The sequence below is a fragment of the Streptomyces sp. NPDC039465 genome (genome assembly GCF_055639315.1).
Window position 1 is genome coordinate 68386 of sequence record NZ_JBVKAP010000002.1, and the last position, 24463, is coordinate 92848.

Sequence of the window (24463 nt, forward strand, 5' to 3'; positions counted from 1 at the left end):
CTATACCTTGGGTCAGGGAAGGAAACCCAAGGATTGACTGCAAGGACCGCACACCGAAAAATCGTTGCCGGGCCCAGGCGGCAACCCGTCCGGCGCCTTCACGCGGATCCGGACCGCGCGAAGGCGCCGGACGGGTGCCGACCACCCATCAGAAGACAGGACTTGGAGGCGGAATGCCCACTCCCCCGACCGCGGCTGAGCGGGCCGTGTCCCTCCTGCGCGAGTGCGGCGCCGACGGCAGCACCCATCCCGGCGGCACTCTCCTCGCCCACCTCCAGCGGGTGCACGCCCAGCTCGTCACGTGGAAGGCCCGCCCGGCCCTCCAACTCGCCGGGCTGTGCCATGCGTTCTACGGCACCGACGGATTTCCCACGGCAATGCTGTCGCTCGACCGTCGTACGGACCTGGCGCAGGTGATCGGCGACGAGGCCGAGGGCATCGTGTACCTGTACGCCGCGTGCGACCGGAAATCCACCTACCCGGCTCTCGGCCGGGCCGGCGCCGCCTTCCACGACCGGTTCACCGGCCTCAGCTACGCGCCGGAGCCGCAACTGCTGCGGGATTTCGCCGAGTTGTCCGCCGCCAACGAGCTGGATCTCGCCCGCATCGACGCCGCCTTCCGGCAGAAGTGGGGCGAGGAGCTGCTCGTTCTGTTCACCCGCCTCCGTGGCTTGCTGAGCGGGCCCGCCTGGTCCGACTGCCGTACGGTACTCACCGGCTCCGCGGCTGCCGGGCAGTAGCGGGGCGTCGGGTCGTGCACAGCAGGGGCACCCAGGCGGCGGATCCGGTGAAGTCGGTGCCGCCCGCCGGGACGACGTCCAGGACGACACGGTCGGGGCGCAGCAGGACCGCGTCGGCGCCGCCGGTGCGCAGCCAGCGGGCGAGGGTGCCGTCGTCGCCGATCCCTGACACCTGGATGGTCCGGGCCCCCAGCCCCTCGGTGAGGGCCCGCAGCGCGGGCGTGAGCGGCGCCGCGGTCAGGACGGCGAGCGAATCGACCACCGAGGTCAAGGGCTCGGAAGAAGTAACTGATGGAATCATCAGAACTGCGGTTGATCTCGTCGCCGCCGTTAGACTCTCCCCATGCCTACGTCAGCCCCGCCCAGCAACCGGTTCGAGCGGCGTCGCGCCGAGACGCGTCAGGCGCTGGTGCGCGCCGCCCGGCGGATCCTCGCCGAGACCGGGGACACGAGCGCGAGCATCCAGGCGATCGCGGAGCGCGCGGACGTGGGATTCGGCTCCTTCTACAACCACTTCGAGTCGAAGACGGAGCTGTTCGACGCGGCCGTGGCGGACGCCCTGGAGGAGTTCGGCCAGGCCTTCGACGAGCGCCTGAGCGGTATCGAGGACCCGGCGGAACTCGTCGCGGCGGGCTTGCGGCTCAGCGCCCGGATGGCCGAGTCCCATCCGGAACTCATGCAGGTGCTGCGCCTGCGCGGTCTCGGCCACCTCCACTCCGATCGCGGTCTCGCCCCGCGCGCCCGGCGCGACGTGGAGAACGGCGTCGCCTCCGGCCGCTTCTTGCCCGTCGATCCGACCGTGGCCGTCTCCGCCCTGGGCGGCACCCTGCTGTCCCTGGTGGAGCTGAGGTTCACCCGCCCCGACCTCGACGGCGACGAGGCCGCGGCCGACCTGGCCGAGATGGTCCTGCGTATGCTGGGCCTCGCACCGGACGACGCCCGCGAGGTGGCCCGGCGCCCGCTGCCCGGCCTCGACTGACGAGACCGACGATCACACACATGGACGGGCCTGGGCGGAGAAACCGCCCAGGCCCGTCCATGTGTGTGCGGCGCCGAGCCGTCACTTGTGCCGGCGGATCTTTCCCTTGGTCTCCTCCGCCGTGCCCTTCACGGTGTCCTCGACCTCTCCGGCAGCCTGCTTGGCCTTGCCGGCCGCCTGGTCGCCGGCGCCTTTGACGCGCAGATCGTCCTTGCCCGTCGCACGGCCGGCCCTTTCCTTGGCCTTGCCGATCGCTTCCTGGGCCTTGCCGCGAATCTTCTTGCCTCCAGCCACCCGGATCAGCTCCTCGGCCGGTTGATTTCCGGTACTTCCTGCGGGTACCTCGGAAAAGGCCCCGCAAACGTATGCGGACGGCCGACCGCGGTCACCGCAGCAGCTCGAGGACCGCCTTCTCCACGGGCCCCTGGGTGGCGAGCACGCCCGGGCGGGTGGAGACGCCCAGGTCTCCCTGTGATCCGGCGATGGTCACGCAGAGCGACTCACTCGATCGCCCCACGCCGCCTCGCCCCGGCTGCCCCGCCGAGTGAGCCTGACGGAGTGCCCGGACGGCACGGCGCCGCTCGGCGGGGGCATGGGCGCGGACCGCGCGGCCCGGGACGCATGGAAGCAGGCATCCGGCCGGCTGCCCGATTCAGGGAGAGGGACATGAACAACGCTTTCTCGCACGTCTGGGAGCACGCGGTGGTCACGGGTGGTGCGGGTTTCGTCGGTTCCCACCTGTGCTCGGCGCTCCTGGACGCCGGCACGGACGTCACCTGTGTCGACGACCTCAGCACCGGCCGCCTGGAGAACATGTCCGAGTTCCGCGACCGGCCCGGCTTCACCTTCATACGGGCCAACGTCGCCGAGCCCCTCACCATCGACCGGCAGCCGGACCTCGTCCTGCACTTCGCCTCCCCCGCCTCCCCCGCGGACTACCTGCGCCTGCCGCTGCACACGCTGGAGGCCGGCAGTCTCGGTACCCGCAACGCGCTCACGCTCGCCCGCGGCGCCGGCGCGCGGTTCGTGCTCGCCTCAACCTCCGAGGTGTACGGCGACCCTCAGCAGCACCCGCAGAGCGAGCGGTACTGGGGCAACGTGAACCCGGTCGGGCCGCGCAGCGTCTACGACGAGGCGAAGCGCTTCGGTGAGGCGTTCACCACCGCGGAGGCCGAGCACCACGGTGTCGACACGGCCATCGTGCGGCTGTTCAACACCTACGGGCCGCGTATGCGCGGCTACGACGGGCGCGCGGTGCCGACCTTCGTACGGCAGGCGCTCGCGGGCGAGCCGCTCACCGTCACCGGTGACGGGCTGCAGACCCGGTCCCTGTGCTACGTCGACGACACCGTGCGCGGGATCCTCGCCGCGGCTGCGCACGGGATGCGCGGCCCGGTCAACATCGGTAACCCCACCGAGATCACGATGCTGGAGCTGGCGCAATTCGTCATCGAGCTGACCGGCTCCCGTTCCGAGATCCGCTTCATCGAACGGCCGACGGACGACCCGGCGGTGCGCTGCCCCGACATCACCCTGGCCCGGGACAAGCTCCAGTGGGATCCCCAGGTGCCCGCCGAAGAGGGCCTGCGGCGCACCATCGCGTGGTTCCGCACCCACATGGACGGCTGAGCGGTTCGGCCCGCCGTCCTGACTCCGCAGCCGGCTTCGACCGCTTCGCCGAAAGGCCTGAACTCCCATGCGCATTCTCGGAATCAACGCCCTGTTCCACGATCCCGCCGCCGCTCTCGTGATCGACGGCCGCACCGTCGCGGCCGCCGAGGAGGAGAGGTTCTCGCGGCGCAAGCACGGCAAACGGCCGGTGCCCTTCTCCGCCTGGGAGCTTCCCGAGCAGGCCGCCGCCTGGTGTCTGAAGCGGGCGGGGCTGCGTCCGCAGGACCTCGACGCCGTGGCGTACTCCTTCGACCCCTCGCTCGCCCGGCCCGCCGACGCCATGGGGCTCGACGACCCCTGGGACCATCTGAGGCTCGCGTACGCCCGCGAGGCGCCCGGATTCCTCGGCACCGCGTTGCCCGGGCTCGATCCGGCCCTCGTGCGGTTCGTACCGCACCACATGGCGCACGCCGCGTCGAGCGCGTTCGCGGCGCCCGGCGCCGAGGACTCGTCGGTGCTGGTGCTCGACGGCCGTGGGGAGCGCGCTTCGCATCTGGCGGCGCACCGCACCGGCGACCGGCTGGAGGCCCTGTACGCGCAGGAGCTGCCGCACTCGCTCGGACTGGTCTACGAGGAGCTCACCCAGCACCTCGGATTCCTGCGCTCCTCCGACGAGTTCAAGGTGATGGCGCTCGCCTCCCACGGCCGTCCCCGCATGCTGCCGCAGCTGCGCCGCCATGTGTACTCCACGGGCGACGGCGGCTTCCACGCCACGGCCGTGCCCTGGCACGAGCTGTGCCCCCCACGCGGACCGGACGAGCCATGGACGCAGGATCACGCGGACACCGCGGCCAGCGCCCAGGCCGTCCTGGAGGAGACACTGCTCGACCTCGTGCGCTGGCTGCACGGAAAGACCCACGACAGCGTGCTCACCCTGGCCGGCGGCGTCGCTCTCAACTGCGTCGCCAACTCCGTTGTCGCCCGGGAAGGCCCCTTCTCCCGCGTGTGGGTGCAGCCCGCGGCCGGTGACGCCGGTACGGCACTGGGCGGTGCCCTCCTCCTCGCGGTCGGTGCCGGTCACGAGCCGGAGCCGATGACGGGTGCGGACCTCGGCCGGGACTGGTCGGACGCGGAGCTCGGGGCCTGGCTCAAGACGGCGGCCGTGCCGTTCGACCGGCCGGCGGACATCGCGGCGACCGTGGCGCAGGCGCTGGCCGACAACGCCATCGTGGCCTGGTTCCAAGGGCGTTCGGAGTACGGGCCGCGGGCGCTTGGACACCGCTCGCTGCTGGCCCATCCCGGCCACGCGGGCAATCTGGAACGGCTCAACGACGTCAAGGGCCGCGAGCAGTTCCGCCCCGTGGCCCCCATGGTGCTCGCCGACCGCGCGCCCGCGATCTTCGACGGGCCGATGCCCAGCCCGTACATGCTCTTCGTCCACGACGTGGCGGACGAGTGGCGCGAGCGGATCCCGGCCGTGGTGCACGTCGACGGCACGGCCCGTATCCAGACGGTCGATCCGGAGCGTGAACCGCTGGTCGCCCGGATGCTCACGGAGTTCGAGAAGCTGACCGGCCTGCCCGTCGTGGTCAACACCAGTCTCAACACCGCCGGCCGGCCCATGGTGGACGATCCGCGCGATGCCCTGGAGTGCTTCGGGTCGTCCCCCGTCGACCTCCTCGCGATCGGCCCGTACGCCATCAGGCGCGGCTCCTTCTTCCGCTCGGCCGCGGGGAACGGGGCGGAGCGATGACCCCGGCCGCGGCGCAGACGACGGCCCCCGCGTACGCCGTCGTGATACCGACGCTGGGGCGGCCCAGCCTTCAGGTGTGCCTCCGGGCGCTGGCGGCGGCCCGCGGTCCGAAGCCGGTGCAGGTGGTGCTCGTCGACGACCGGCCCCCGGCAAGCAACCCTTCACTGCCCGTCGACTCGGTCCCCTCGACGCTGCGGTCGGTGACCACGGTCGTGGCGGGCGGTGCCCGCGGTCCCGCCGCCGCGCGCAACACCGGCTGGCGCGCCGCCGATCCGGTGCCGTGGATCGTCTTCCTCGACGACGACGTGGTCCCTGGCCCGTCCTGGGGCGAGGAACTGGCGCGCGACCTCACGCGGGCGTCGTACCTGACCGCGGGGGTCACCGCCCGGATCACTGTGCCGCTCCCCGCGGACCGGCCGCCGACCGACTGGGAGCGCAACACCTCCGGACTCGCCACCGCCCGCTGGATCACCGCCGACATGGCCTACCGCCTTGAGGCGCTGCGAGCCGTCGGCGGTTTCGACGAGCGGTTCCGGCGCGCCTTCCGTGAGGACGCGGACCTCGCCCTGCGCGTGCAGGCCGCGGGCTGGTCGCTGAGCACGGGGACCCGCCGCACCACCCATCCGGTCCGTCCGGCGGACCGCTGGATCTCCGTACGGCTCCAGGCGGGCAACTCCGACGACGTGCTGATGAACCGGCTGCACGGGCGGGGCTGGTGGAGGCGCGCCGCCGCACCCCGCGGGCGGCTGCCCCGGCATCTGGCGGTGACCGGGGCGGCGTTGGCGTCGATGTCCTGCGCGGTCCTCGGCAGGCGAACCGCCGCGACCGCGTGCGCCGCCGGATGGGCCGCCGGTACGGCCGAGTTCGCCGCCGCCCGGATCAGGCCGGGGCCGCGGACCCGCGACGAGATCGTCTCGATGCTGCTCACGAGTGTGCTGATCCCCCCGGCGGCGACCTGGCACTGGCTGCGGGGGTACGTACGCCACCGCCGGACGCCGCCGTGGACCGCGCCCGCAGCGGCGCCGCGCGCTCCGCGGGCCGTGGTCCGGGACCGGGTGGTGCCGTGAGCGGCCACGGCGCGGACCCGCTCCGCACAGAGGGGGCCCTCGCCCCTGCGGCGCCGGCTCCGTGGCTCTTCGACGGACCACCGCCCCCGGGCCGCCGCGGAACGCCGCCGGTGCGGCAGCGACAGCCCGACCTGGTCCTTCCGGAGGCCGTCCTCTTCGACCGCGACGGCACGCTCGTGGCCGACGTGCCCTACAACGGGGATCCGTCACGGGTCGTGCCGATGCCCTCGGCGCGGGCCGCGGTCGCCGCCGTGCGCGCCGCGGGCATGGCGACGGGCGTGGTGAGCAATCAGTCGGGGGTGGCCCGCGGGCTGCTGACGCGCCGCCAGGTCGAAGCGGTGCGGCGACGGGTGGACGAGCTCTTCGGGCCGTTCGCGGTGTGGGCGGTGTGTCCGCACGGGCCCGAGGACGGCTGCGGGTGCCGCAAGCCCGCGCCGGGGCTGGTGCGCGCCGCCTGCGAACGGCTCGGGGTGCCTGCCGCGCGGACCGTGGTCATCGGGGACATCGGCGCGGACGTCGCCGCCGCGCACGCCGCGGGGGCGCGCGGGGTACTGGTGCCGACGCCGGTCACCCGGCCGCAGGAGATCGGGGCCGCCGGCGAGACGGCGCCGAGCCTCATCGACGCCGTCCGGCGGCTCCTGGCCGGTGAGGACCTGGCTGTGATGCGACAACAGGGCTTGGAGGATCCGCGATGAGCGGCCCCCGCACCCTCGTGGTCCGCCTCGACAGCGCCGGCGACGTGCTTCTCGCCGGGCCCGCGGTTCGGGCGGTGGCGGCGGGCTCCTCGTACACCGTGCTGCTGTGCGGACCGCAGGGTGCGCCGGCGGCCCGGCTCCTGCCGGGCGTGGACGAGGTGCTGGTGTTCGAGGCGCCCTGGGTGGGGCTGCGGCCGGTGCCCGTGTCGTGGGAGGAGACGCTGACGCTGGTGGGGACGGTGGCCGCCGGGCGCTTCGACCGGGCCCTGGTCCTGGTCTCGTACCACCAGAGTCCGCTCCCGGCCGCCCTGCTGCTGAAGCTCGCGGGCGTGGGCTGGGTCGCGGCCGACAGCGAGGACTATCCGGGCGCTCTGCTCGATCTGCGCCACCACCGCGGCTCGCACTGTCATGAGGCGCGGGCCGCCCTGGACCTGGCCCGGGACGCGGGCTTCGCGCTGCCGCCCGGGGACGACGGCGCGCTGCGCGTGATCGCTCCGCCCGATGTCAGGCATCTGACCGGGCCCGGACCGTACGTGGTGTTCCATCCCGGCGCGGCGGTACCGGCCCGTGCCTGGAGCGCGGGACGGGCGGCGCGCGCGGCGGCCGCGCTGTCCGGCGCCGGCTATCGGGTGGTGGTGACGGGCGGCGCGGCGGAGAAGGACCTGACCGCGGAGGTCGCCGGGGATCACGCCCTCGATCTCGGCGGTGCGACGGACCTGGCCCAGCTCGCGGGCGTCCTGGCCGGGGCCCGGGTCGCGGTGGTCGGCAACACCGGCCCCGCCCATTTGGCGGCCGCCGTGGGCACCCCGGTGGTCTGCCCGTTCGCGCCGGTGGTCCCGGCCGAGCGGTGGCAGCCGTACCAAGTCCCGCATGTGCTCCTCGGGGATCAGAACGCGCCCTGTGCGGGGAGCAGGGCCCGCGACTGTCCGGTTCCCGGACACCCCTGCCTGGACGGGGTGTCCGACGAAGAGGTGGTCAAGGCGGTGGCCGCATGCGACGGACGAGGCACGAGCGTCAGCCCGGACCCGTCCGGCACCGAGGTCACGTCGGTCACCCGAGATACGGCCGTCGCCCACGGGACGAGCGGCCTCCACGGCACGTCCAGACCCGGGGACGCCTCCGGCACAGAGCGAGGAGCGACCGTATGAACATCCTGCTGTGGCACGTGCACGGATCCTGGACGACGGCGTTCGTCCAGGGCCGGCACACCTACCTCGTTCCGGTGACGCCCGGCCGCGATCCCGACGGTCTCGGGCGCGCCCGGACCTTCTCGTGGCCCGACTCGGTCCATGAGGCGACGCCGGAGCAACTGCGCGACGCCGAGATCGACCTCGTCGTCCTCCAGCGGCCGCACGAACTGGAGCTCGCCGAACGCTGGCTCGGTGGCCGCCGCCCGGGCCGGGACATCCCCGCCGTGTACCTGGAGCACAACGCCCCGGACGGTGACGTGCCGGACACCCGTCACCCCTTCGCCAACCGCGACGACCTGACCCTCGTCCATGTCACGCACTTCAACCGGCTGTTCTGGGACTGCGGGTCCACGCGTACGCGGGTGATCGAGCACGGCATCGTGGATCCGGGACACCTGTACACCGGGCATCTGCCCCGCGCGGCCGTCGTCGTCAACGAGCCCGTGCGCCGGGGCCGTTACACCGGTACGGACCTGCTGCCCGCGCTCGCCGAGGCGGCGCCGCTGGATGTCTTCGGCATGCGTACCGAGGGTCTCGCTCACCGGCTCGGCATCCCGGAGAACCGGTGCCGCACGGCCGACCTCCCCCAGCGCGACCTGCACACCGCCCTGGCGCGCCGGCGGCTCTATCTGCATCCGGTGCGCTGGACCTCCCTCGGGCTGTCCCTCCTGGAGGCCATGCATCTGGGGATGCCGGTCGTGGCGCTCGCCACGACGGAGGCCGTGGAGGCGGTCCCGGCCGGCACCGGCACGCTCTCCACCCGGCCCGAGGTGCTGGCGCGGGCGATGCGCCGCTATCTGAACGAGCCGGAGGCCGCGGCCGCGGACGGGGCTCGCGGCCGCGAGGCGGCCGTCGAACGGTACGGCCTCAAACGCTTCCTGGACGACTGGGAAGAGCTGATCACGGAGGTGCGGTCATGACACCCCACTGCTCGGCGTCCACCGGCCCGCTGTCGATCGCCCTCGTCTCCGAGCACGCGAGTCCGCTCGCCACGCTGGGCGGGGTCGACGCCGGAGGTCAGAACGTCCATGTCGCCCGCCTCGCCGCCGCACTCGCCGACCGCGGCCATCACGTCACCGTCTACACCCGGCGGGACTCGCCCGGCCTGGAGCGGCGCGTGCCGCTCCAGGCCGGTGTGGAGGTGCATCATGTGCCGGCCGGCCCGCCCGAGCAGCTCCCGAAGGACGAACTGCTGCCGCATATGCGGGCCTTCGCCCGCCACCTGGAAAAGGAGTGGCGGGTGCGGCCACCCGAGCTGGTGCACTCGCACTTCTGGATGTCCGGACTGGCGTCGCTGGAGGCGGCCGGCTCCCTGCGGTTGCCTCTGCTGCACACGTACCACGCGCTGGGCACCGTCAAGAGGCGTCATCAGAAGGCGGCCGACACGAGCCCTCCCGTGCGTGTCAGCTGTGAGACGAAGGTGGGCCTCGGCTGCGACCGGATCGTCGCCACCTGCCGCGACGAGGTCATGGAGCTGGCCGGAATGGGCATATCCGCCGACCGGGTCAGCATCGTCCCCTGCGGTGTCGACACCGAACAGTTCACCCCCCAAGGACCCGTCGCCGCACGCGGCCCGTACCCCTACCGACTGCTGCAACTGGGCCGTCTCGTCCCGCGCAAGGGAGCGGAGGTGTCCATCGCCGCCCTGGCCCGGCTGCCCGACACGGAGCTCGTCGTGGTCGGCGGGCCCGCGCCGGATCGGCTGGAGGACGACCCGGAGGTGCGCAGGCTGCGCGGGCTCGCCCGGGAAGCGGGCGTCGCGGACCGCGTCCGCCTCACCGGCGGCATACCCCGCGACCAGGTCGCGCCGCTGCTGCGCAGCGCCGATGTGGTGCTCTGCCCGGCGGACTACGAGCCGTTCGGGATCGTGCCGCTGGAGGCGATGGCCTGCGGCAGACCGGTCGTCGCCACCGCCGTGGGCGGGCAGCTGGACACCGTCGCCGATCCGGCGACGGGCCGGCTCGTGCCACCCCGGGCTCCGAAGGCGTTGGCCGGGGCGGTCGCCGAGCTGCTGGCGGACCCGGCGCTGCGGCGCGCGTGCGGGGCGGCGGGCCGCCGCCGGGTCCTGAGCCGGTACGGCTGGACCCGGGTCGCGGCCGTCACCGAGAGCGTGTACGACGCGGTGCTGACCGAGCGCTACGCCACGACAGGAGCGAGGTGACCGGTCGGCGGTCCCCGTCCGCCGGCGCCGATCCCATCCCGCGGGCCGCCGTGGACCACCGGCAGGCCGGCCCGTCACACCGAGAGCACCGATGTCCCGAAGGAGGTGCGGGGCCGGCCGACTCCCCCGCGGAGGCCGAGGCCACCCCGATCACGATGAGCGAATCCCACGCACTCGACAGCGCCCACCGGCACTGCCAGTCACTTCAGGACGCACTCGGCCGCTTCCGCCGGGACGGCCTGGGCCGGATCGCCGACTGGGCCGTACACCTCTCCGGCGTCCTACCGGGCGGCGGCCGCCTCCTGGCCGCGGGCAACGGCGGAAGCGCCGCCCAGGCGCAGCACCTGACCGCCGAACTCGTGGGCCGCTACCGCCGGGAGCGTCCGGCCTTCTCCGCCATATCGCTGCACGCGGAGACGTCCAGCGTGACCGCCATCGGCAACGACTACGGCTTCGAGCACGTGTACGCCCGCCAAGTGGCCGCCCACGGACGGCCCGGAGACGTCCTGGTCCTCATGTCGACGTCCGGGCGCAGCGCCAATCTGATCACCGCCGCGGTGGCCGGCCGGGCCGCCGGGCTGCGGGTCTGGGCGATGACCGGACCGGGTCCGAACCCGCTGGCGGAGGCCGCGGACGATGCCCTGTGCATCGACGCCGACACGACGGCGACCGTGCAGGAGGCCCACCTGGTCGCCGTTCACCTGCTCTGCGAGAGCTTCGACGCCATGATCGGCCGCTCCCCGGGCCCGTCCGGGGCGGCAGCCGCCCCGCCGCGGGCCGTCGCCGTCCACCGGAGAGTGTCATGAGCGCGGGCAAGCCGGTCGTCGTGGTCGGTGACGTCCTGCTGGACCACGACATCGAGGGCGTCGCCACCAGGCTCGCACCGGACGCGCCGGCTCCGGTCGTGGACGTGACCGGCGACCGTCGCCATCCCGGTGGTGCGGGCCTCGCCGCCGCCTTGGCCGCGAGCGACGGACGCGAGGTCACGCTGGTCACGGCGCTCGGTGACGACCCGGCCAGCGAGGACGTACGGCGCGCGCTGCACGGCAGGGTCCGGCTCGTGGAGATACCGCTCGCCGGCACGCTCCCGGTGAAGACCCGCGTGATGGCGAGCGGGCGGCCGCTCGTGCGAATCGACCGCGGCGGGGGTACGCCCGGTGAGGCCGGCGAGGCCGTGCCCGACGCGCTGGCCCAGGCCCACGCCGTCCTCGTCGCCGACTACGGCCGGCACACGGTCCGGGCGGTACGGGAGCACCTCTCGGCCGTCGCCCGCCGGACGCCGGTGGTGTGGGACCCGCATCCGCGGGGCGACACGCCCGTCGCCGGGGCGAGGCTGGTCACCCCGAACGCCGCGGAGGTCTGTGCCCTCAGTCCGGGCGTCGGCACGTCGCTCAGGGCGTACGCCCAGCGGGGCGCCGAACTCGCCGCGCGCTGGCAGGCGGCCACGGTCGCCGTCACGCTCGGCGAGCGGGGCGTGCTGCTGGCCGGCGCGGGAGACGTGACACCGATGCTCGTCCCGGCCCCCTACCGCGCGGAGGGCGATCCGTGCGGCGCGGGCGACTGCTTCGCCGCCGCGGCCACCGCCGCGCTCGCGGACGGCGCGCTGCCGGAGGAAGCCGTGCAGCGGGCGGTCGCCGAAGCCGCCGCCTTCGTGACCGCGGGCGGCGCCGGCAACCCCGCCCTGTGGGAGAGCCCGCCCCCGCCGCGCTCCCCCCGGCCCCCGGGGACGGACCCGTTCGCCCTCGCCGAGGAGGTCAGGGCCCGCGGCGGCACGGTGGTCGCCACGGGCGGGTGCTTCGACCTGCTCCACGCGGGGCATGTGGGACTGCTCGAAAGCGCCCGACGCATCGGCGACTGCCTCATCGTGTGCGTCAACTCCGACGAGTCGATCACCCGCCGCAAGGGCCCGGGGCGCCCCCTGAACGACCTGGCCGACCGCGTACGTGTCCTCGCGGCCCTCGGCAGCGTGGACGCCGTGGCGGTCTTCGAGGAGGAGACGCCCGTGGAACTGCTCAAACGGCTGCGGCCGGACGTCTGGGTCAAGGGCGGCGACTACTCCGTCGAGGACCTGCCGGAAGCGGCCGTCCTGCGCACCTGGGGCGGACAGGCCGTCCTGCTGCCCTACCTCGACGGCCGCTCCACCACCCTGCTGGCACGCCGGGCGGCCCGGGCGGCGCACCCACCGGCCGGCTGACGTGGACGGCGGCTCGGCGGACGGTGCTCGGATGCCCGGTACGCGCGCGTCCGGCGCGTGGGACGACAGCGCGGCGGACGGCGAGCGGACCTCGCGTACGCGCGCGTCCGGCGCGTGGGGTGGAGACAGCGGCGAGCGACGGCCACGGGTGCTCGTTCTGCGGGCGCTCGGGCTGGGTGATCTGCTGACGGCGGTGCCCGCGCTGCGGGGGCTGCGGCGGCATCTGCCCGGGCACGACGTGGTCCTGGCCGCTCCGGAGCGGCTTGCGGGAGCGGTCGCCGCTATCGGTCTGGTCGACCGGCTCCTGCCCGCCTCGGCCCCCGGCCGGTCCGTCCCCGCGTCGCTCGCGTGGGAGGGGCGGGCGCCCGACGTCGCCGTGGATCTGCACGGCAACGGCCCCTCCAGCCATCTGCTGCTGGAGCGGCTGCGGCCCGGCAGGCTCTTCGCGTACGGGCACGCGGGCACTCCCGGGATCCGAGGTCCCGTATGGCGTGCGGACGAGCACGAGCGGGATCGCTGGTGCAGGCTGCTGCGCTGGTACGGCGTCCCGGCGCTCGCGGACGACCTGATGATCGACCCTCCGGCGACGCCCTCCCCCGCGCCCGGGGCGACCGTCGTGCACCCGGGTGCCGACGCCGCCGCCCGCCGCTGGCCCGGCGACAGGTTCGCGACGCTGGCGCGGGCGCTCCACGGCGCGGGCCACCGGGTCGTGGTGACCGCGGGCGCGGGAGAGGCGGCCCTGGCCCGGAGCGTGGCGGAGCGCGCCGGGCTGCCGCCGGACGCCGTGCTGGGCGGGCAGGACGACGTGCCGTTCGAGCAGCTTGCCGCACTCGTGGCGCACGCCCGCTGCGTGATCGTGGGGGACACCGGGCTCGCGCATCTGGCGACGGCTTTCGGCACCCCGTCCGTGGTCCTTTTCGGGCCCGTCTCCCCCCGCCTGTGGGGGCCTCCCGCACACGCCCGCCACCGTGTGCTGTGGCATCACACGGGCGACCGCTCGCCACGGCCCGGGGACGCCCATGGCCCGGTGCCGGACGAGCGGCTCCTGCGGATCACCGTCGACGAGGTCCTCGACGCGGTGGCCGCGCTCCCGGAACCCGGACGCCCGGGCGGCTAGCCCCGGGTCAGGCGGCGGTGGTCAGGGCCGGCTTTCCGGCCGCGAGCGGCTCGTCCGTCCGCAGCACGACCGTGGTCGCGGTGCTGCGGCTGCGGAGCACGTAGCCGGCCCCGATGGCAGCGGCGATGAGCAGTCCGCCCGTGACGAGAGCGCCCCGCGCCCCGGCCAGTTCCATCAGGAGGCCGAGCAGCGGCGGTCCGGCGAGACCCCACGAGGTCTTGATGGTGTTCCAGACGCCGAGTACGCGTCCTCGCATGTGCGCGGGCGGATCCGTCTGGAGGATGGTCGTGCCGGCCGTGTCCGACACCGACTCGACGACGGCCATGGGCAGGACGAGGACGAGCAGGACGGCGAGGGAGGGCGACAGACCCGCCACCACCTGGAGCAGGGCTCCGGCCGCGGCGAGGGTGCCGACGAGCCGGACGGAGGGCTTGCGCAGCCGGGCGCCCAGCACCGCGCCGAGGATGCCGCCGACCGCGAGCACGGTGGAGACGGTGCCGAAGGCGCCGGCTCCGCCCGCGAGCGGACCGGTGACGAGGACCGCCAGGGTGAGCCCGTAGTTCCGGCCGAAGACGGCGCTGATGCCCGTGATGCCGGCGAGCGCGACCAGCCGTGGCCGGCGGAAGAAGAACATGAGCCCTTGGCGCACGGTCCTGTCGTCCTGGCTGTCCTCCTGGCTCCGGCCGGGCGACGGCCCGTCCGCGGCCTTGTGGCGCGCCTCGGGGCGGCGCGCGGCCTGCGGTACGGGACGCAGGAAGGGGATCACCAGGGCGACGAAGAGGAACGAGAGCCCGTTGGCCGCGTACGCGGCGGCCGTACCGAGGAAGCCGACCGTGATACCGCCCAGCGCGGCCCCGGCGAGCCGCCCCGCGTTGTGCACGAGCGATCCGACCCCGATGGCGGAGGGAACGTCCTCGGTGCGGACCAGGTCGTTGCCGAGCAGCGCGCACGCGGGCCCGTCGACGGTGGCGATCAGACCGGTGATCGCCGCCAGGGCCATCAGTACGCCGAGGTTGAGCTGGTCCGTGACCACGAGGACGGCCGTCACAAAGGCGACGGCGCCCAGCAGGGCCTGGCTGACGGCAGCGGTCAGCTTCCGGGGCCACCGGTCGACGACGGCGCCGCCCACGACGCCCATGAGCAGCCCGGGCGCCGCCTGGACGGACAGCGACAGGCCGGTCGCCGCGGCGGATCCGGTGATCTGCAGCACGAGCAGGTTCTGCACCGTGAGCTGCATCCATGTGCCCGCGTTGGACACGAAGTTGGCGACGGACCACCAGCGCATGCTGCGGTACTTGAGGGAGCGCCAGGGCGAGCGGTCGTCCCGTACGGGGGCAGGACGCGGCGCGGCTGGGGCCTTGGAGTGAGAGGGCACAGTCCAGTACTCAGTGACGAGCCCGGGCGCGGAAGCATGCCCGGGCTGTGGCGGATGCGGCGGAGAGCGGGCTACGAGAGGCGTGGTGCGGCCGCTCCGCCGGAACTCTTGCGTGCTGTACCGCTCGTCGGGCGCTCCTTCGGGCCTCCGGGCACAGCGGTGTCCAGTTTTGCAGAAATAGCCCGAATCGAAAGGTAGGGGTGGGGAAGCGGCGCCGCGGACAGCCCGAAATCCTTGGGGAACACGGCGACTTGAACTTCTGGTGTGCTTGCTCACAGGAACCGCTGCTCCGGCTCGCCCGCACGCTTGCGGGCGCGTCGACGTGATGCGGGCCACGCTCGCGCGGCAACCGGGGTCCGGCCGGCGGTCTAGCACCGCGTGCCGGATCCCCCGGCAGGCTCCACAGTGGGAGACGGAGTGGTCACTCCTTGCACATGGCCGGGCGCGGACGCACGCAAGTGACGGAAGGCGGAGAGCATGGACAGCGGAGTACGGGTCGACCTCCACGGCAGGCGGGCGCTGGTGACCGGTGGGGCGCGCGGTCTGGGCGCGTCCATCTGCCGGAGACTGGCCTCGGCCGGGGCGTCGGTGCTGGTGGCGGACGTACGCAAGGACATGGCACGCGAACTGTGCGACGACCTGACCGGCGCCGGGTGCGACGCCCGCTTCGTCGAGATGGACGTCCGGGACGCCCGGATGGTGGCGGACGTCTTCCGTGACCTGGACGCCGAGGGACATGCGGTGGACGTGCTGATCAACAACGCCGCCGTGGACGTGTCCAAGCCGATCGAGCACCTGACGGCCGACGAGGTGACGCGGGTGGTCACCACGAATCTGCTCGGCCCGATGTATCTGTGTCTGGAGAACTACCGCCGCATGGTGGCCCGTGGCGGCGGTCACATCGTGAACATCCTCTCCACCGCGGCGAACCGCACCTGGACCGAGGCGGGACCGTACGCGGCGGGCAAGACGGGGCTGCGCGCCTTCACCCACACGCTGTTCAAGGAGGCGCAGCGGGACTGCCCCGGCATCGGGGTCACCGGGGTCATCGCGGGCGGCATGGAGACGCCGTTCATCCTCGAGCGCTTCCCGGACGCCGACGTGTCGATGCTGCAGAGCCCGGACATCGTGGCCGACACCGTGCTGTACGCGCTCTCGGTGCCGGCCGGCAGCGCGGTCTCCGAACTGGTGGTCGTCCCCCGCAAGGAGCCGTCCTGGCCGTGACTTCCTGGCCGTGAATCGCGCTTCCGGCCATGCCATATGAAGGAGCGAGATGTCCGCCTCAGCAGGTGCACACACCCCGGTCGCCGTCATCACCGGCAGCGACTCCGGCATCGGACGGGCCACGGCCGTCCGTCTCGCCGCCGACGGCATGGACGTCGGCATCACCTTCCACACCGACCGGGAGGGCGCGGAAGCCACCGCGGCCGAGGTGCGCCGCCACGGCCGGCGCGCCTCCGTCGCCGAGATGGACCTCACCCGGCTGCCCGAGGCGGCCGATGTCATCGACGCGCTCGCCGAGGATCTGGGGCGCCTGGACGTGCTGGTCAACAATGCCGGCACCGGCACCGCGACACCGTATCTGGAGCTCGACCACGCCAAGGTCCAGGAGGTCATCGACGTCGACCTGATCGGCCCCTTCCTGTGCGGGCAGCGGGCGGCGCGCCGCATGATCGCGCAGGGCGGCGGGGGAAGGATCGTCAACGTCACGTCCGTGCACGAGCACCAGCCACGCGTCGGCGCGGCACCGTACTGCGCCGCCAAGGGCGGTCTGGGGCTGCTCACGCAGGTGATGGCCTTGGAACTCGCCGAGCACGGCATCACGGTCAACGCCGTCGCCCCGGGTGAGATCGCCACCCCGATGACCGGCCAGGAGGACCAGGACGTGATGAGGGTGACGCGCCGCGGCATTCCGCTGCGGCGCCCTGGGGACGCCCGGGAAGTCGCGGCCGTGATCGCGTTCCTGGCGGGCCCCGAGGCCTCCTACGTCACCGGAGCCTCCTGGTCGGTCGACGGCGGGATGCTGCGGATGGGCCCCATGGCGGGCTCCCATCTCGACGACGACTCCTGGCGCCGCCCGTGAGGGTCCCGGCACCTCAGGTCGCTCAGGGGGTGGCCCCGGCCGGCCTCAGGCGCGGTGGCCACTCAGGACGGTCTCCGCGGCGGTGTGGTGCAGCTCGTCCACGGAGGCCATCTGGTCCGCGGCCCGCTCCAGCAGCGCCCGCAGCCGCTCCTCGTCGAAGCCGTCGTGCTCCGTGGCGACGGGCAGGAGCGCCTGCCACAGCTCGTGCTTGCCCTGGATCCCCAGCCGCAGCGTCTCCAGCTCGATCAGCGTGCTCAGGCCCGAGCGCCGGTAGACACGGCCGTTCGGCTTGAGCCGGCCGAGCTTCTCCGCCACCCACCCGCCGTAGACCTTGTACCGGCGAGGAGTGACGTCCAGCGCGTCCATCAAGGCGAGGAGGCTCTCCCGGTCCTCGGCGATGTCGTCCGCCAGACGCCGCAGCTCCCCCGCCCGCGCCGAGGAGCGGTGCGCCCCAGCGATGCGCCGGGAGAGCTCGACTCCGGACGTGGCCCCCGCCAGATGGTCGTTGAGGTAGATGCTCAGAGCTCGGTGGTTCATGCGGCCTTCTTTCGCCTGACAAGGACCGGTTCGTCCTCTCCCGTACGCATCCTCGCCCGCCCACGCCCGATCCACCCGGCATCCACGGCCGCCGCGGCGCGTGTCCCGTCACCCGGGCCCTCTCGGCGTGCGGCCGTACGCCGGATTGCGGCAGCGCTCGCCCGGGCGCAGGGTGGCATCAGGCGCTGGGCGGCCCGGTGCCGGCCGTGCCTCAGCGGGAACAGCGGAGGTGACGAGGCATGGGAACGACCCATGACGGGCAGCCGGAGCAGGCGTACGACGCCACACCCTTCCTTCCCGGCGGCCGCGCGGGCCTGCCGGGTCTCCGCAAGGCCGCGGCCCAGTGCCGGGGATGTCCCCTGCACGAGAACGCGACACAGACGGTGTTCGGCGAGGGCGACACCGCCGCCCGTCTCCTGCTCCTCGGGGAGCAGCCGGGCGACCAGGAGGACCGGCAGGGCAGGCCGTTCGTCGGTCCGGCCGGAAAGGTCCTGGCGCGGGCGCTGGGGGACGTGGGCATCGACCCCGAGTCGGCGTACGTCACGAACGCGGTCAAGCACTTCAAGTTCACGACCCCTGAAGGCGGCAAGCGCCGGATCCACAAAGCGCCGAACCTGCGGGAGATGACGGCGTGTCGGCCGTGGCTCCTCGCCGAACTGCGGCTCGTGTCCCCGGAGGTGGTCGTCGCGCTCGGTGCCACGGCGGGAAAAGCGCTGCTCGGTTCGTCGTTCCGCGTCACCGAACAGCGTGGCGCGCTCCTGCCGTGGCCGGATCTGGGCGACGCGGGGGACGGCGACGGCGGCGCGGCCGCGGAGGGTGTGCGAGGCCTTGTGGCGACGATTCACCCGTCGGCAGTCCTGCGCGCCGACGACCGCGACGCCGTGTACGACGGTCTGGTCTCCGATCTGCGGGTCGTCGCGGACGTGCTGTCCCAGGGCAAGGGTGCTTCGTAGTCGTCCTCACTTGCTCCTGCCGCCGGGCAGGAGGTTCTGCACCTTCGCCTTGAGGCCCTGGCGCAGGACCGATGCCCGGTCGCTGTCGCCCAGGGCCACGGCCTCGGCGACGTTGGCGATCTGTTCGAGGGTGGCGTGCGGCGGGATGGGCGGCACGGCAGGGTCCGTACGGAAGTCGATGACGAACGGCCGGTCCCCCGTCAGCGCCTGGCGCCAGACGGACTCCACGTCCCCGGGGTCGTCCACGCGCGCTCCGTCCAGGCCCAGTTCCCGGGCGAACGCGGCGTACGGCACGTCGGGCAGCCGCTGGGACTCCTCGAACTGCGGGGCTCCCTCCAGGGCGCGCATCTCCCACGTCACCTGATTGAGGTCCCGGTTGTTGAGGACGGCGACGACGAGCCGCGGATCGCGCCACCGCGTCCAGTACTTGGCGACCGTGATCAGCTCGGCGAGGCCGTTCATCTGCATCGCGCCGTCGCCGACGATCGCGACAGCCGGCCGGTCCGGCTGGGCGAACTTCGCGCCGATCACATAGGGAACGCCCGACCCCATCGTGGCCAGCGTCCCCGACAGGGACCCGCGCATGTCGCCCCGTATCCGCAGGTGCCGCGCGTACCAGTTCGCGGCGGAACCGGAGTCTGCGGCGAGCATCACGTCGTCGGGCAGCAGACCGTCGAGGGCGTGGACAACGTACTCCGGGTTGATCGGGTCGGCGGACACGGCGGCGCGCCGCTCCATCACCTCCCATCACCGGGCTGTGCGCCGCTCGACGCCCTCGCGCCAGGACCGGTCGGACTTGCGGTGCAGCAAGGGAATCAGCCGCTTGAGGGTCGCCGCCGCGTCCCCGACGAGATTGAGCTCGAAGGGGTAGCGAAGCCCCGCCATGGACGGCTCCAGCTCGATCTGGACGGCCCGCACCTTGCCGAACTCCGGCAGGAACTGGCTGTACGGGAAGCTGGAACCGATCACCAGCAGGGTGTCGCAGTCCCGCATCAGCTCGAACGACGGCCGGGTGCCCAGCAGACCGATCGCGCCGGTGACGTACGGCAGGGTGTCGGGCAGAACATCCTTGCCCAGCAGCGCCTTCGCGACGCCGGCTCCCAGGAGTTCGGCGACCTGCTCGACTTCGGGGCGGGCGTCGCGTGCCCCCTGCCCGACGAGCACGGCGACGCGTTCGCCGGCGTTGAGGATCTCGGCGCAGTGCTCGATGTCCTCGTCGGCGGCCACGACCACGGATCGGCCCATGCCCAGGCTGGAGGGCACCATCTTGAAGGCGTGCTCGGGCGCCTCGTACTCCATCTCCTGCACGTCCCCCGGGGCGATCACCGCGGTGGCGGTGCGGCGGGCGGTCGCCACGCGCATGGCCCGGTCGAGGACGTTGGGCAGCTGCTGGGGGACGGTGACCATGCCGCAGAAGTCCGAGGCCACGTCCTTGAAGAGGGCCGCCAGGTCGACCTCCTGCTGGTACGAGCCACCCATCGCGGTGCGGTCGGTCTGCCCGACGATCGCGACCACGGGGACGTGGTCGAGCTTCGCGTCGTAGAGGCCGTTGAGCAGATGGATGGCGCCGGGGCCGGAGGTCGCCGTGCAGACTCCCGTGCGGCCCGAGAACTTGGCGTAGCCGACCGCCTCGAAGGCGCTCATCTCCTCGTGCCGCGACTGGATGAACCGCGGCACGTTGTCGGCGCGCCCCCAGGCGGCCAGCAGACCGTTGATGCCGTCACCCGGGTAGCCGAAGACGTGCTCGACGCCCCACTCGCGGAGGCGTTCGAGGATGTGGTCCGAAACCTTCATGACGGGGGACTCCGTCCGTTGTCACCGGTTCGATCGGTACGGCGCGCCTACCCGTCTGCCGCCGGAGAAACATCGGACGGCCGGAACCACGGCCAGAACCACGGCCTCGGATCCGCGGCCGGATTCAGGATGATCCATCCGCCTCGGGGTACCCGCCGGTGGGACGGCCCGCCCGTCGACGGCCGGCCGTCGAACCTATCCGGAACCTACGCGGAACCTATCCGGACCGGGAGGACACGATGCGTGCACTGACCTGGCAGGGCAGGAGGGACGTCCGGGTCGAGACGGTCCCCGACCCGCGGATCCAGGACCCGACCGATGTGATCGTCCGGGTGACCTCGACCGGGATCTGCGGTTCCGACCTGCATCTGTACGAAGTCCTGGGCCCGTACCTCGATCCCGGTGACATCCTCGGCCACGAGCCGATGGGCATCGTGGAGGAGACCGGTCCCGAGGTGCGGAGCCTGTCGCCCGGCGACCGGGTCGTGGTGCCCTTCAACGTCTCCTGCGGTACGTGCTTCATGTGCGCGCAGGGCCTGCACTCGCAGTGCGAGACCACCCAGGTACGCGAACGGGGAACGGGTGCCGCGCTGTTCGGATACACCAAGCTGTACGGGCAGGTGCCGGGCGGGCAGGCGCAGTTCCTGAGGGTGCCGTTCGGTGACACGCTGCCGGTGAAGGTGCCTGAGGGGCCGCCCGACGAACGTTTCGTCTACCTGTCCGACGTGCTCCCCACCGCCTGGCAGGCCGTCGAGTACGCCGCCGTCCCCGCGGGTGGTTCGCTCACTGTCCTCGGCCTCGGGCCCATCGGTGACATGGCCGCCCGTATCGCGCTGCACCGCGGCGCCGGGCTCGTCGTCGGCGTGGACCTCGTACCCGAACGGCTGCGCCGGGCTTCCTCGCGTGGGGTGACGGCCCTGGACCTGCGCGAGTACGACCATGGGCTGGGCGACGCGATCCGCGACCTGACCGACGGCCGCGGCACGGACGCCGTCATCGACGCCGTCGGCATGGAGGCGCACGGCGCGCCGCTGGTCAAGGCGGCGCAGTGGGCCACGTCCAAACTGCCCGGCGGGCTCGCGCAGCGGGTCATGGAGCATCTCGGGGTCGACCGGCTGAACGCGTTGTACACGGCGATCGACGTGGTGCGGCGAGGCGGCACGATCTCCCTCGCCGGGGTGTACGGAGGGATGGCCGATCCCATCCCGATGCTGACCCTCTTCGACAAGCAGCTGCAGCTGCGCATGGGGCAGGCCAATGTCCGGCGCTGGGTGGACGACATCCTGCCCTTGCTCACGGACAGCGATCCTCTGGGCGTGGAGCATTTCGCCACCCACGTGCTGCCGCTGGAGGAGGGGCCGCAGGCCTACGAGACGTTCCAGGCGAAGGCCGATGGGATGGTGAAGACGCTGCTGAAGCCGTAGCGGCAGCGGTGGCGGCCCTCGGACGGTCCGCGCTCAGAAGATCAGGACGAGCGCGTAGACCAGGAAGAACGCCGCGATCAGGAGAACCACCAGGGAGATGACGAACAGCGGGCCCTTGGCCCAGCCTCGGTTTCGGGGCTCGTACGGGCCCGCGCCCGAGGACGTGCTCGACTCGGCGGGTGGCGTCTCGCCCGGCGGTACCGAGCCACCCGGCTCCAGGCCGGAGGAGACTCGGGGATCGGGGTCGGGGTTGTTGACAGGGTCGGGGTTGTTGGCAGTCATACGCGGCAGCTGCCCGGTTTGCCCCGATCTATTGATGCCCGGCCATGGCCCCTACTGATGACCGGCCAGGGATGCCTGCGGCACCGAGGAGTGCGGCACCTCCAGGTGGTAGACGGCGAACGCGCGGTCGATCACAGGCTGTGCGACATTGCGTACGCGTACCCCGCCCGCCGTCATACCGTGCTCGACGCCCAGATGGGCGTGGCCGTGCACGGCCAGATCTGCTCCGCCCTCGTCCACCGCCTCGGCGAGCAGGTAGCTGCCGAGGAAGGGGTAGATCTCCGGCGGCTCGCCGGCGAGGGTGTCCGGCACCGGCGAGAAGTGCGTCAGCGCGATCCGGACGGCGCATCCGTCCTCGGCGAGCGCTTCGAGCGTGCTGCGCAGGCTGGACGCGCAGCGGCGGGTGTAGCGGACGAACTCCTTCATCAGCGGCTCGCCGAACTCGCCCGCGCTGCGGCCCTCGTAGCCGCCGCAGAAGCCCTTGGTCCCGGCGATGCCGACCTTGGTGCCGCGGATGTCCAGGGTGGTGCCGCCCCCCTCCAGAACGGCGACCCCGGCGTCGGCCAGTACGGCCGTCACCTCCGCCTCGCGGTCGGAGTGGTAGTCGTGGTTTCCCAGGACGGCCACGACCGGGACCGGCAGCCCATCCACCTCCGCGGCGACGATCTCGGCTTCCGGGACGGTGCCGTGGCGGGTGAGGTCGCCGGCCAGCAGGAGGACGTCCGCGGAGTCACCGAGGGTGTCGAAGGCAGGGCGGAGCAGGCCTCGGCAATCCTCACCCAGATGGATGTCGCCGACAGCCGCGATTCGGATCATGGGAGCTCCTCGGAGCGGTCGGGCGCGGACGCCGAGGCGACCATCAGGTCGGAGCGCACGACGACGGTGTCGCCCAGCTCCTCCTGGGCGATGCGCAGGATGTGGTCCCGGTGCGCGGCCGTGGGGACGGTGCCGGAGAGGAGGAAGGCTCCGCCGCGCTCCTCGATCCGGATGCCCAGCTCGGCGATGTCGTCGCGGGCAAGCCGCTCACGCAGGCGCGCGATGCGGTACCCGTGCTCCGGGGTGCCGCCGGTGGTCATGGCCTCTCCTCCTTGGGTTTCCGGGGCTCGATGACTCCGAGTCGTTCGAGGAGATAGAGGAACGCGTCGGGTAGCGGCTCCTGCTCGTACTCGCTGCGCAGGGCGTCCCAGTCGATGCGCTCCCGCAGCGCCCGCGCGATGGTGAGCAGCCGTCCGAAGTCGCAGTACTGCTCGGAGAGGGCGGCGAGCCGGCTGCTCAGCATGTCGTACGGGGCCAGGACCGGCATGCGGACGGAGTCGACGGCCAGCACCGGCGCCTTCTGCAGCATGTCGTCGGTCACGGGCCGGTGGGAGAGCTCGAAGATCAGGTCGATCTCCTCGCCGCCGGCGCGGGCCTTGACCAGCCAGTCCTCCGGGCTGGGCACGATTTCCACGCCGCCCTCCCGCAGGGTCTGCACCACGCCGTCGACGTCCTGGCGCCGGATGCAGAAGTCCGTGTCGTGCTGGAGGACCGCCGGGACGCCGTGCGCGTGCGCGGCGACGCTGCCGGCGAGCGCGAAGGGGTAGCCGGACGCCTTCAGCAGCACGGCCACCTGTTTGGTCGTCTCCAGGATCGCCTGGGTGTGATCCTTCGGCAGGGTCCTGGCCTCGCCCGGGGCTCGGTTCTCGGCCCTGTCACGGCGCGGCGGGGCGGAGCGTGCGGCATCGGGGGCGTCGGCGACGTGCAACCGCCGGGATTCGCCCTGGCTCTCCGCCGCGCTCCCTGTCGTGCCCTCGGCCGTGGAGTGACTCTCTGTCGCGGAATTCATGACGCGCTCCGTCCTGCCCGTCCGTCAGGCACGAGCGCCGAATGCCGGATGCTGCGTGGGCGGAATCGGCGGTACTGCCAGATCAGTCCGAACCGGACAAATGGTACGCCACGAGCGGCGCGCGGACGGTGATGCCCCGGCCGCACGCCCGGCCGCACGTCAGCCTCTCCTCCGCCGCCGGTACGTGCCTCCCCGTGCGCCCGGCTCCGCCCGGAGCCGGGCGATCCCGGTCGCATCCCTGGGCGGGGCCTCAGGCGGCCGCGGGCCGCGTGGCGGAAGGCGTGCCGGGGCCCGGGGTGGACGGCGTGGCGCCCTGGTTGCGGCGGCGGAGCATGGCGTAGCAGACGCCGAAGCCGATGGCGACGGGCCATTCGAGGACGTCGGCGACGCCGAGCACCCCCAGTCCCACATAGACCGGGACGCCGCGCTTCGCGGGCAGGACCTGGCGGGCCAGCGCCACGGGCAGCATCGCCGCGTTCACCGCGCCGCTCGCCACCTTGTCGAAGGAGGGGACGGTGACGGTGATGGTGCGCTCTTCGCGCTCTTTCGTGGCGGTGCCGCCGCTCTGGTCGGCGTGCTCAGGAACCGGCCCGGGCCCCATGCCCTCCGCGGCCTTCGCGGCCTTCGCCTTGCCCGCGGACTCACGCTTGCCGGTGTTCTTGGGTGCCGTCATGGATCTCACA

The 24463-nt window shown here is 73.1% G+C and carries 24 protein-coding genes and 2 pseudogenes; 16 read left to right on the forward strand and 10 right to left on the reverse strand.

Annotated features, from left to right (window positions below):
* The first annotated feature begins 173 nt into the window (after positions 1 to 173).
* Positions 174 to 740, forward strand: a complete 567-nt coding sequence (locus tag ACZ7LT_RS06535; RefSeq protein ID WP_471234867.1) for a DUF6817 domain-containing protein — start codon at positions 174 to 176, stop codon at positions 738 to 740.
* Here ACZ7LT_RS06535 and ACZ7LT_RS06540 read toward each other — a convergent pair.
* A pseudogene (locus ACZ7LT_RS06540) lies at positions 712 to 996 on the reverse strand (bifunctional 3-(3-hydroxy-phenyl)propionate/3-hydroxycinnamic acid hydroxylase MhpA); the annotation flags it as partial. The gene ACZ7LT_RS06535 and the pseudogene ACZ7LT_RS06540 overlap by 29 nt on opposite strands.
* Positions 997 to 1083: 87 nt before the next feature.
* Here ACZ7LT_RS06540 and ACZ7LT_RS06545 point away from each other — a divergent pair.
* The gene (locus ACZ7LT_RS06545; protein ID WP_471234868.1) at positions 1084 to 1719 is read left to right on the forward strand and encodes a TetR/AcrR family transcriptional regulator; all 636 of its coding nucleotides are present in this window, start codon (positions 1084 to 1086) and stop codon (positions 1717 to 1719) included.
* 81 nt (positions 1720 to 1800) lie between these two features.
* Here ACZ7LT_RS06545 and ACZ7LT_RS06550 read toward each other — a convergent pair whose 3' ends face one another.
* Entirely contained in the window at positions 1801 to 2013 is a 213-nt protein-coding gene (locus ACZ7LT_RS06550; RefSeq protein WP_471234869.1) for a CsbD family protein, read from the reverse strand.
* Positions 2014 to 2385: 372 nt separating this feature from the next.
* Here ACZ7LT_RS06550 and ACZ7LT_RS06555 point away from each other — a divergent pair, with 372 nt between their 5' ends.
* From ACZ7LT_RS06555 to ACZ7LT_RS06600, 10 genes are all read left to right on the forward strand, one after another.
* Positions 2386 to 3348 (forward strand): UDP-glucuronic acid decarboxylase family protein, encoded by a 963-nt coding sequence (locus ACZ7LT_RS06555; protein WP_471234870.1) that lies wholly within the window; start codon positions 2386 to 2388, stop codon positions 3346 to 3348.
* A gap of 67 nt (positions 3349 to 3415) precedes the next feature.
* Positions 3416 to 5083 (forward strand): carbamoyltransferase family protein, encoded by a 1668-nt coding sequence (locus tag ACZ7LT_RS06560; protein WP_471234871.1) that lies wholly within the window; start codon positions 3416 to 3418, stop codon positions 5081 to 5083.
* On the forward strand, positions 5080 to 6150 hold the full coding sequence (locus ACZ7LT_RS06565) for a glycosyltransferase family 2 protein (protein ID WP_471234872.1): 1071 nt from the start codon (positions 5080 to 5082) through the stop codon (positions 6148 to 6150). Before ACZ7LT_RS06560 ends, ACZ7LT_RS06565 begins: the two co-directional genes overlap by 4 nt.
* Before the next feature lie 110 nt (positions 6151 to 6260).
* Positions 6261 to 6845, forward strand: a complete 585-nt coding sequence (locus ACZ7LT_RS06570; protein WP_471234873.1) for an HAD-IIIA family hydrolase — start codon at positions 6261 to 6263, stop codon at positions 6843 to 6845.
* Positions 6842 to 7993: a glycosyltransferase family 9 protein gene (locus tag ACZ7LT_RS06575; protein WP_471234874.1), complete on the forward strand. Its 1152-nt coding sequence runs from the start codon at positions 6842 to 6844 to the stop codon at positions 7991 to 7993. The genes ACZ7LT_RS06570 and ACZ7LT_RS06575 overlap by 4 nt, the downstream gene beginning before the upstream one ends.
* A complete protein-coding gene (locus tag ACZ7LT_RS06580) occupies positions 7990 to 8955 on the forward strand; it encodes a glycosyltransferase (RefSeq protein ID WP_471234875.1) in 966 nt (321 codons plus the stop codon). The genes ACZ7LT_RS06575 and ACZ7LT_RS06580 overlap by 4 nt, the downstream gene beginning before the upstream one ends.
* The gene (locus ACZ7LT_RS06585; protein WP_471234876.1) at positions 8952 to 10196 is read left to right on the forward strand and encodes a glycosyltransferase; all 1245 of its coding nucleotides are present in this window, start codon (positions 8952 to 8954) and stop codon (positions 10194 to 10196) included. The genes ACZ7LT_RS06580 and ACZ7LT_RS06585 overlap by 4 nt, the downstream gene beginning before the upstream one ends.
* Positions 10197 to 10351: 155 nt before the next feature.
* Positions 10352 to 11002 carry a D-sedoheptulose-7-phosphate isomerase gene (locus ACZ7LT_RS06590; protein ID WP_471234877.1) on the forward strand — a complete coding sequence of 217 codons (651 nt, stop codon included), beginning with the start codon at positions 10352 to 10354 and terminating at the stop codon, positions 11000 to 11002.
* On the forward strand, positions 10999 to 12390 hold the full coding sequence (gene rfaE2 / locus ACZ7LT_RS06595; RefSeq protein ID WP_471234878.1) for a D-glycero-beta-D-manno-heptose 1-phosphate adenylyltransferase: 1392 nt from the start codon (positions 10999 to 11001) through the stop codon (positions 12388 to 12390). The genes ACZ7LT_RS06590 and rfaE2 overlap by 4 nt, the downstream gene beginning before the upstream one ends.
* A gap of 31 nt (positions 12391 to 12421) precedes the next feature.
* Positions 12422 to 13507 carry a glycosyltransferase family 9 protein gene (locus tag ACZ7LT_RS06600; RefSeq protein ID WP_471234879.1) on the forward strand — a complete coding sequence of 362 codons (1086 nt, stop codon included), beginning with the start codon at positions 12422 to 12424 and terminating at the stop codon, positions 13505 to 13507.
* Between the two features lie 7 nt (positions 13508 to 13514).
* Here the strand turns inward: ACZ7LT_RS06600 and ACZ7LT_RS06605 are convergent, their stop codons facing one another.
* Complete coding sequence (locus ACZ7LT_RS06605; protein ID WP_471235594.1) at positions 13515 to 14792, reverse strand: MFS transporter; 1278 nt, start codon at positions 14790 to 14792, stop codon at positions 13515 to 13517.
* A 567-nt stretch (positions 14793 to 15359) separates the two neighbouring features.
* Here ACZ7LT_RS06605 and ACZ7LT_RS06610 point away from each other — a divergent pair.
* Both ACZ7LT_RS06610 and ACZ7LT_RS06615 read left to right on the forward strand, forming a co-directional pair.
* Positions 15360 to 16106, forward strand: coding sequence for an SDR family oxidoreductase (locus ACZ7LT_RS06610; RefSeq protein ID WP_471234880.1), 747 nt, complete (start codon positions 15360 to 15362; stop codon positions 16104 to 16106).
* 49 nt (positions 16107 to 16155) lie between these two features.
* Positions 16156 to 16965: an SDR family oxidoreductase gene (locus ACZ7LT_RS06615; protein ID WP_471234881.1), complete on the forward strand. Its 810-nt coding sequence runs from the start codon at positions 16156 to 16158 to the stop codon at positions 16963 to 16965.
* Between the two features lie 45 nt (positions 16966 to 17010).
* Here the strand turns inward: ACZ7LT_RS06615 and ACZ7LT_RS06620 are convergent, their stop codons facing one another.
* Positions 17011 to 17502 carry a hypothetical protein gene (locus ACZ7LT_RS06620; RefSeq protein WP_471234882.1) on the reverse strand — a complete coding sequence of 164 codons (492 nt, stop codon included), beginning with the start codon at positions 17500 to 17502 and terminating at the stop codon, positions 17011 to 17013.
* A 239-nt stretch (positions 17503 to 17741) separates the two neighbouring features.
* Here ACZ7LT_RS06620 and ACZ7LT_RS06625 point away from each other — a divergent pair, with 239 nt between their 5' ends.
* Complete coding sequence (locus tag ACZ7LT_RS06625; protein ID WP_471234883.1) at positions 17742 to 18455, forward strand: UdgX family uracil-DNA binding protein; 714 nt, start codon at positions 17742 to 17744, stop codon at positions 18453 to 18455.
* Between the two features lie 6 nt (positions 18456 to 18461).
* Here ACZ7LT_RS06625 and ACZ7LT_RS06630 read toward each other — a convergent pair.
* A pseudogene (locus tag ACZ7LT_RS06630) lies at positions 18462 to 20249 on the reverse strand (thiamine pyrophosphate-requiring protein).
* Positions 20250 to 20488: 239 nt separating this feature from the next.
* On the opposite strand from ACZ7LT_RS06630, the gene ACZ7LT_RS06635 reads away from it, so the two are divergent.
* Complete coding sequence (locus ACZ7LT_RS06635) at positions 20489 to 21673, forward strand: zinc-dependent alcohol dehydrogenase (protein ID WP_471234884.1); 1185 nt, start codon at positions 20489 to 20491, stop codon at positions 21671 to 21673.
* Between the two features lie 33 nt (positions 21674 to 21706).
* Here ACZ7LT_RS06635 and ACZ7LT_RS06640 read toward each other — a convergent pair whose 3' ends face one another.
* From ACZ7LT_RS06640 to ACZ7LT_RS06660, 5 genes are all read right to left on the reverse strand, one after another.
* Positions 21707 to 21955 carry a DUF6480 family protein gene (locus ACZ7LT_RS06640; RefSeq protein ID WP_471234885.1) on the reverse strand — a complete coding sequence of 83 codons (249 nt, stop codon included), beginning with the start codon at positions 21953 to 21955 and terminating at the stop codon, positions 21707 to 21709.
* Positions 21956 to 22006: 51 nt separating this feature from the next.
* Entirely contained in the window at positions 22007 to 22771 is a 765-nt protein-coding gene (locus ACZ7LT_RS06645) for a metallophosphoesterase family protein (protein WP_471234886.1), read from the reverse strand.
* Complete coding sequence (locus ACZ7LT_RS06650) at positions 22768 to 23031, reverse strand: BON domain-containing protein (RefSeq protein WP_471234887.1); 264 nt, start codon at positions 23029 to 23031, stop codon at positions 22768 to 22770. The genes ACZ7LT_RS06645 and ACZ7LT_RS06650 overlap by 4 nt, the downstream gene beginning before the upstream one ends.
* A complete protein-coding gene (locus ACZ7LT_RS06655; protein ID WP_471234888.1) occupies positions 23028 to 23780 on the reverse strand; it encodes a nucleotidyltransferase family protein in 753 nt (250 codons plus the stop codon). Before ACZ7LT_RS06655 ends, ACZ7LT_RS06650 begins: the two co-directional genes overlap by 4 nt.
* Before the next feature lie 250 nt (positions 23781 to 24030).
* The gene (locus tag ACZ7LT_RS06660; protein ID WP_471234889.1) at positions 24031 to 24453 is read right to left on the reverse strand and encodes a hypothetical protein; all 423 of its coding nucleotides are present in this window, start codon (positions 24451 to 24453) and stop codon (positions 24031 to 24033) included.
* Positions 24454 to 24463 lie beyond the last annotated feature (10 nt).

What these genes read in the sequence shown, in the direction of transcription:
- ACZ7LT_RS06535 (WP_471234867.1), top strand. Translation starts at nt 174, where the DNA reads ATGCCCACTCCCCCGACCGCGGCTGAGCGGGCCGTGTCCCTCCTGCGC.
- ACZ7LT_RS06610 (WP_471234880.1), top strand. Translation starts at nt 15,360, where the DNA reads ATGGACAGCGGAGTACGGGTCGACCTCCACGGCAGGCGGGCGCTGGTG.
- ACZ7LT_RS06655 (WP_471234888.1), bottom strand. Translation starts at nt 23,780, where the DNA reads ATGAATTCCGCGACAGAGAGTCACTCCACGGCCGAGGGCACGACAGGG.
- ACZ7LT_RS06615 (WP_471234881.1), top strand. Translation starts at nt 16,156, where the DNA reads ATGTCCGCCTCAGCAGGTGCACACACCCCGGTCGCCGTCATCACCGGC.
- ACZ7LT_RS06650 (WP_471234887.1), bottom strand. Translation starts at nt 23,031, where the DNA reads ATGACCACCGGCGGCACCCCGGAGCACGGGTACCGCATCGCGCGCCTG.
- ACZ7LT_RS06620 (WP_471234882.1), bottom strand. Translation starts at nt 17,502, where the DNA reads ATGAACCACCGAGCTCTGAGCATCTACCTCAACGACCATCTGGCGGGG.
- ACZ7LT_RS06590 (WP_471234877.1), top strand. Translation starts at nt 10,352, where the DNA reads ATGAGCGAATCCCACGCACTCGACAGCGCCCACCGGCACTGCCAGTCA.
- ACZ7LT_RS06645 (WP_471234886.1), bottom strand. Translation starts at nt 22,771, where the DNA reads ATGATCCGAATCGCGGCTGTCGGCGACATCCATCTGGGTGAGGATTGC.
- ACZ7LT_RS06545 (WP_471234868.1), top strand. Translation starts at nt 1,084, where the DNA reads ATGCCTACGTCAGCCCCGCCCAGCAACCGGTTCGAGCGGCGTCGCGCC.
- ACZ7LT_RS06575 (WP_471234874.1), top strand. Translation starts at nt 6,842, where the DNA reads ATGAGCGGCCCCCGCACCCTCGTGGTCCGCCTCGACAGCGCCGGCGAC.
- ACZ7LT_RS06565 (WP_471234872.1), top strand. Translation starts at nt 5,080, where the DNA reads ATGACCCCGGCCGCGGCGCAGACGACGGCCCCCGCGTACGCCGTCGTG.
- ACZ7LT_RS06560 (WP_471234871.1), top strand. Translation starts at nt 3,416, where the DNA reads ATGCGCATTCTCGGAATCAACGCCCTGTTCCACGATCCCGCCGCCGCT.
- ACZ7LT_RS06555 (WP_471234870.1), top strand. Translation starts at nt 2,386, where the DNA reads ATGAACAACGCTTTCTCGCACGTCTGGGAGCACGCGGTGGTCACGGGT.
- ACZ7LT_RS06605 (WP_471235594.1), bottom strand. Translation starts at nt 14,792, where the DNA reads ATGCGCTGGTGGTCCGTCGCCAACTTCGTGTCCAACGCGGGCACATGG.
- ACZ7LT_RS06600 (WP_471234879.1), top strand. Translation starts at nt 12,422, where the DNA reads ATGCCCGGTACGCGCGCGTCCGGCGCGTGGGACGACAGCGCGGCGGAC.
- ACZ7LT_RS06585 (WP_471234876.1), top strand. Translation starts at nt 8,952, where the DNA reads ATGACACCCCACTGCTCGGCGTCCACCGGCCCGCTGTCGATCGCCCTC.
- rfaE2 (WP_471234878.1), top strand. Translation starts at nt 10,999, where the DNA reads ATGAGCGCGGGCAAGCCGGTCGTCGTGGTCGGTGACGTCCTGCTGGAC.
- ACZ7LT_RS06640 (WP_471234885.1), bottom strand. Translation starts at nt 21,955, where the DNA reads ATGACTGCCAACAACCCCGACCCTGTCAACAACCCCGACCCCGATCCC.
- ACZ7LT_RS06635 (WP_471234884.1), top strand. Translation starts at nt 20,489, where the DNA reads ATGCGTGCACTGACCTGGCAGGGCAGGAGGGACGTCCGGGTCGAGACG.
- ACZ7LT_RS06580 (WP_471234875.1), top strand. Translation starts at nt 7,990, where the DNA reads ATGAACATCCTGCTGTGGCACGTGCACGGATCCTGGACGACGGCGTTC.
- ACZ7LT_RS06660 (WP_471234889.1), bottom strand. Translation starts at nt 24,453, where the DNA reads ATGACGGCACCCAAGAACACCGGCAAGCGTGAGTCCGCGGGCAAGGCG.
- ACZ7LT_RS06625 (WP_471234883.1), top strand. Translation starts at nt 17,742, where the DNA reads ATGGGAACGACCCATGACGGGCAGCCGGAGCAGGCGTACGACGCCACA.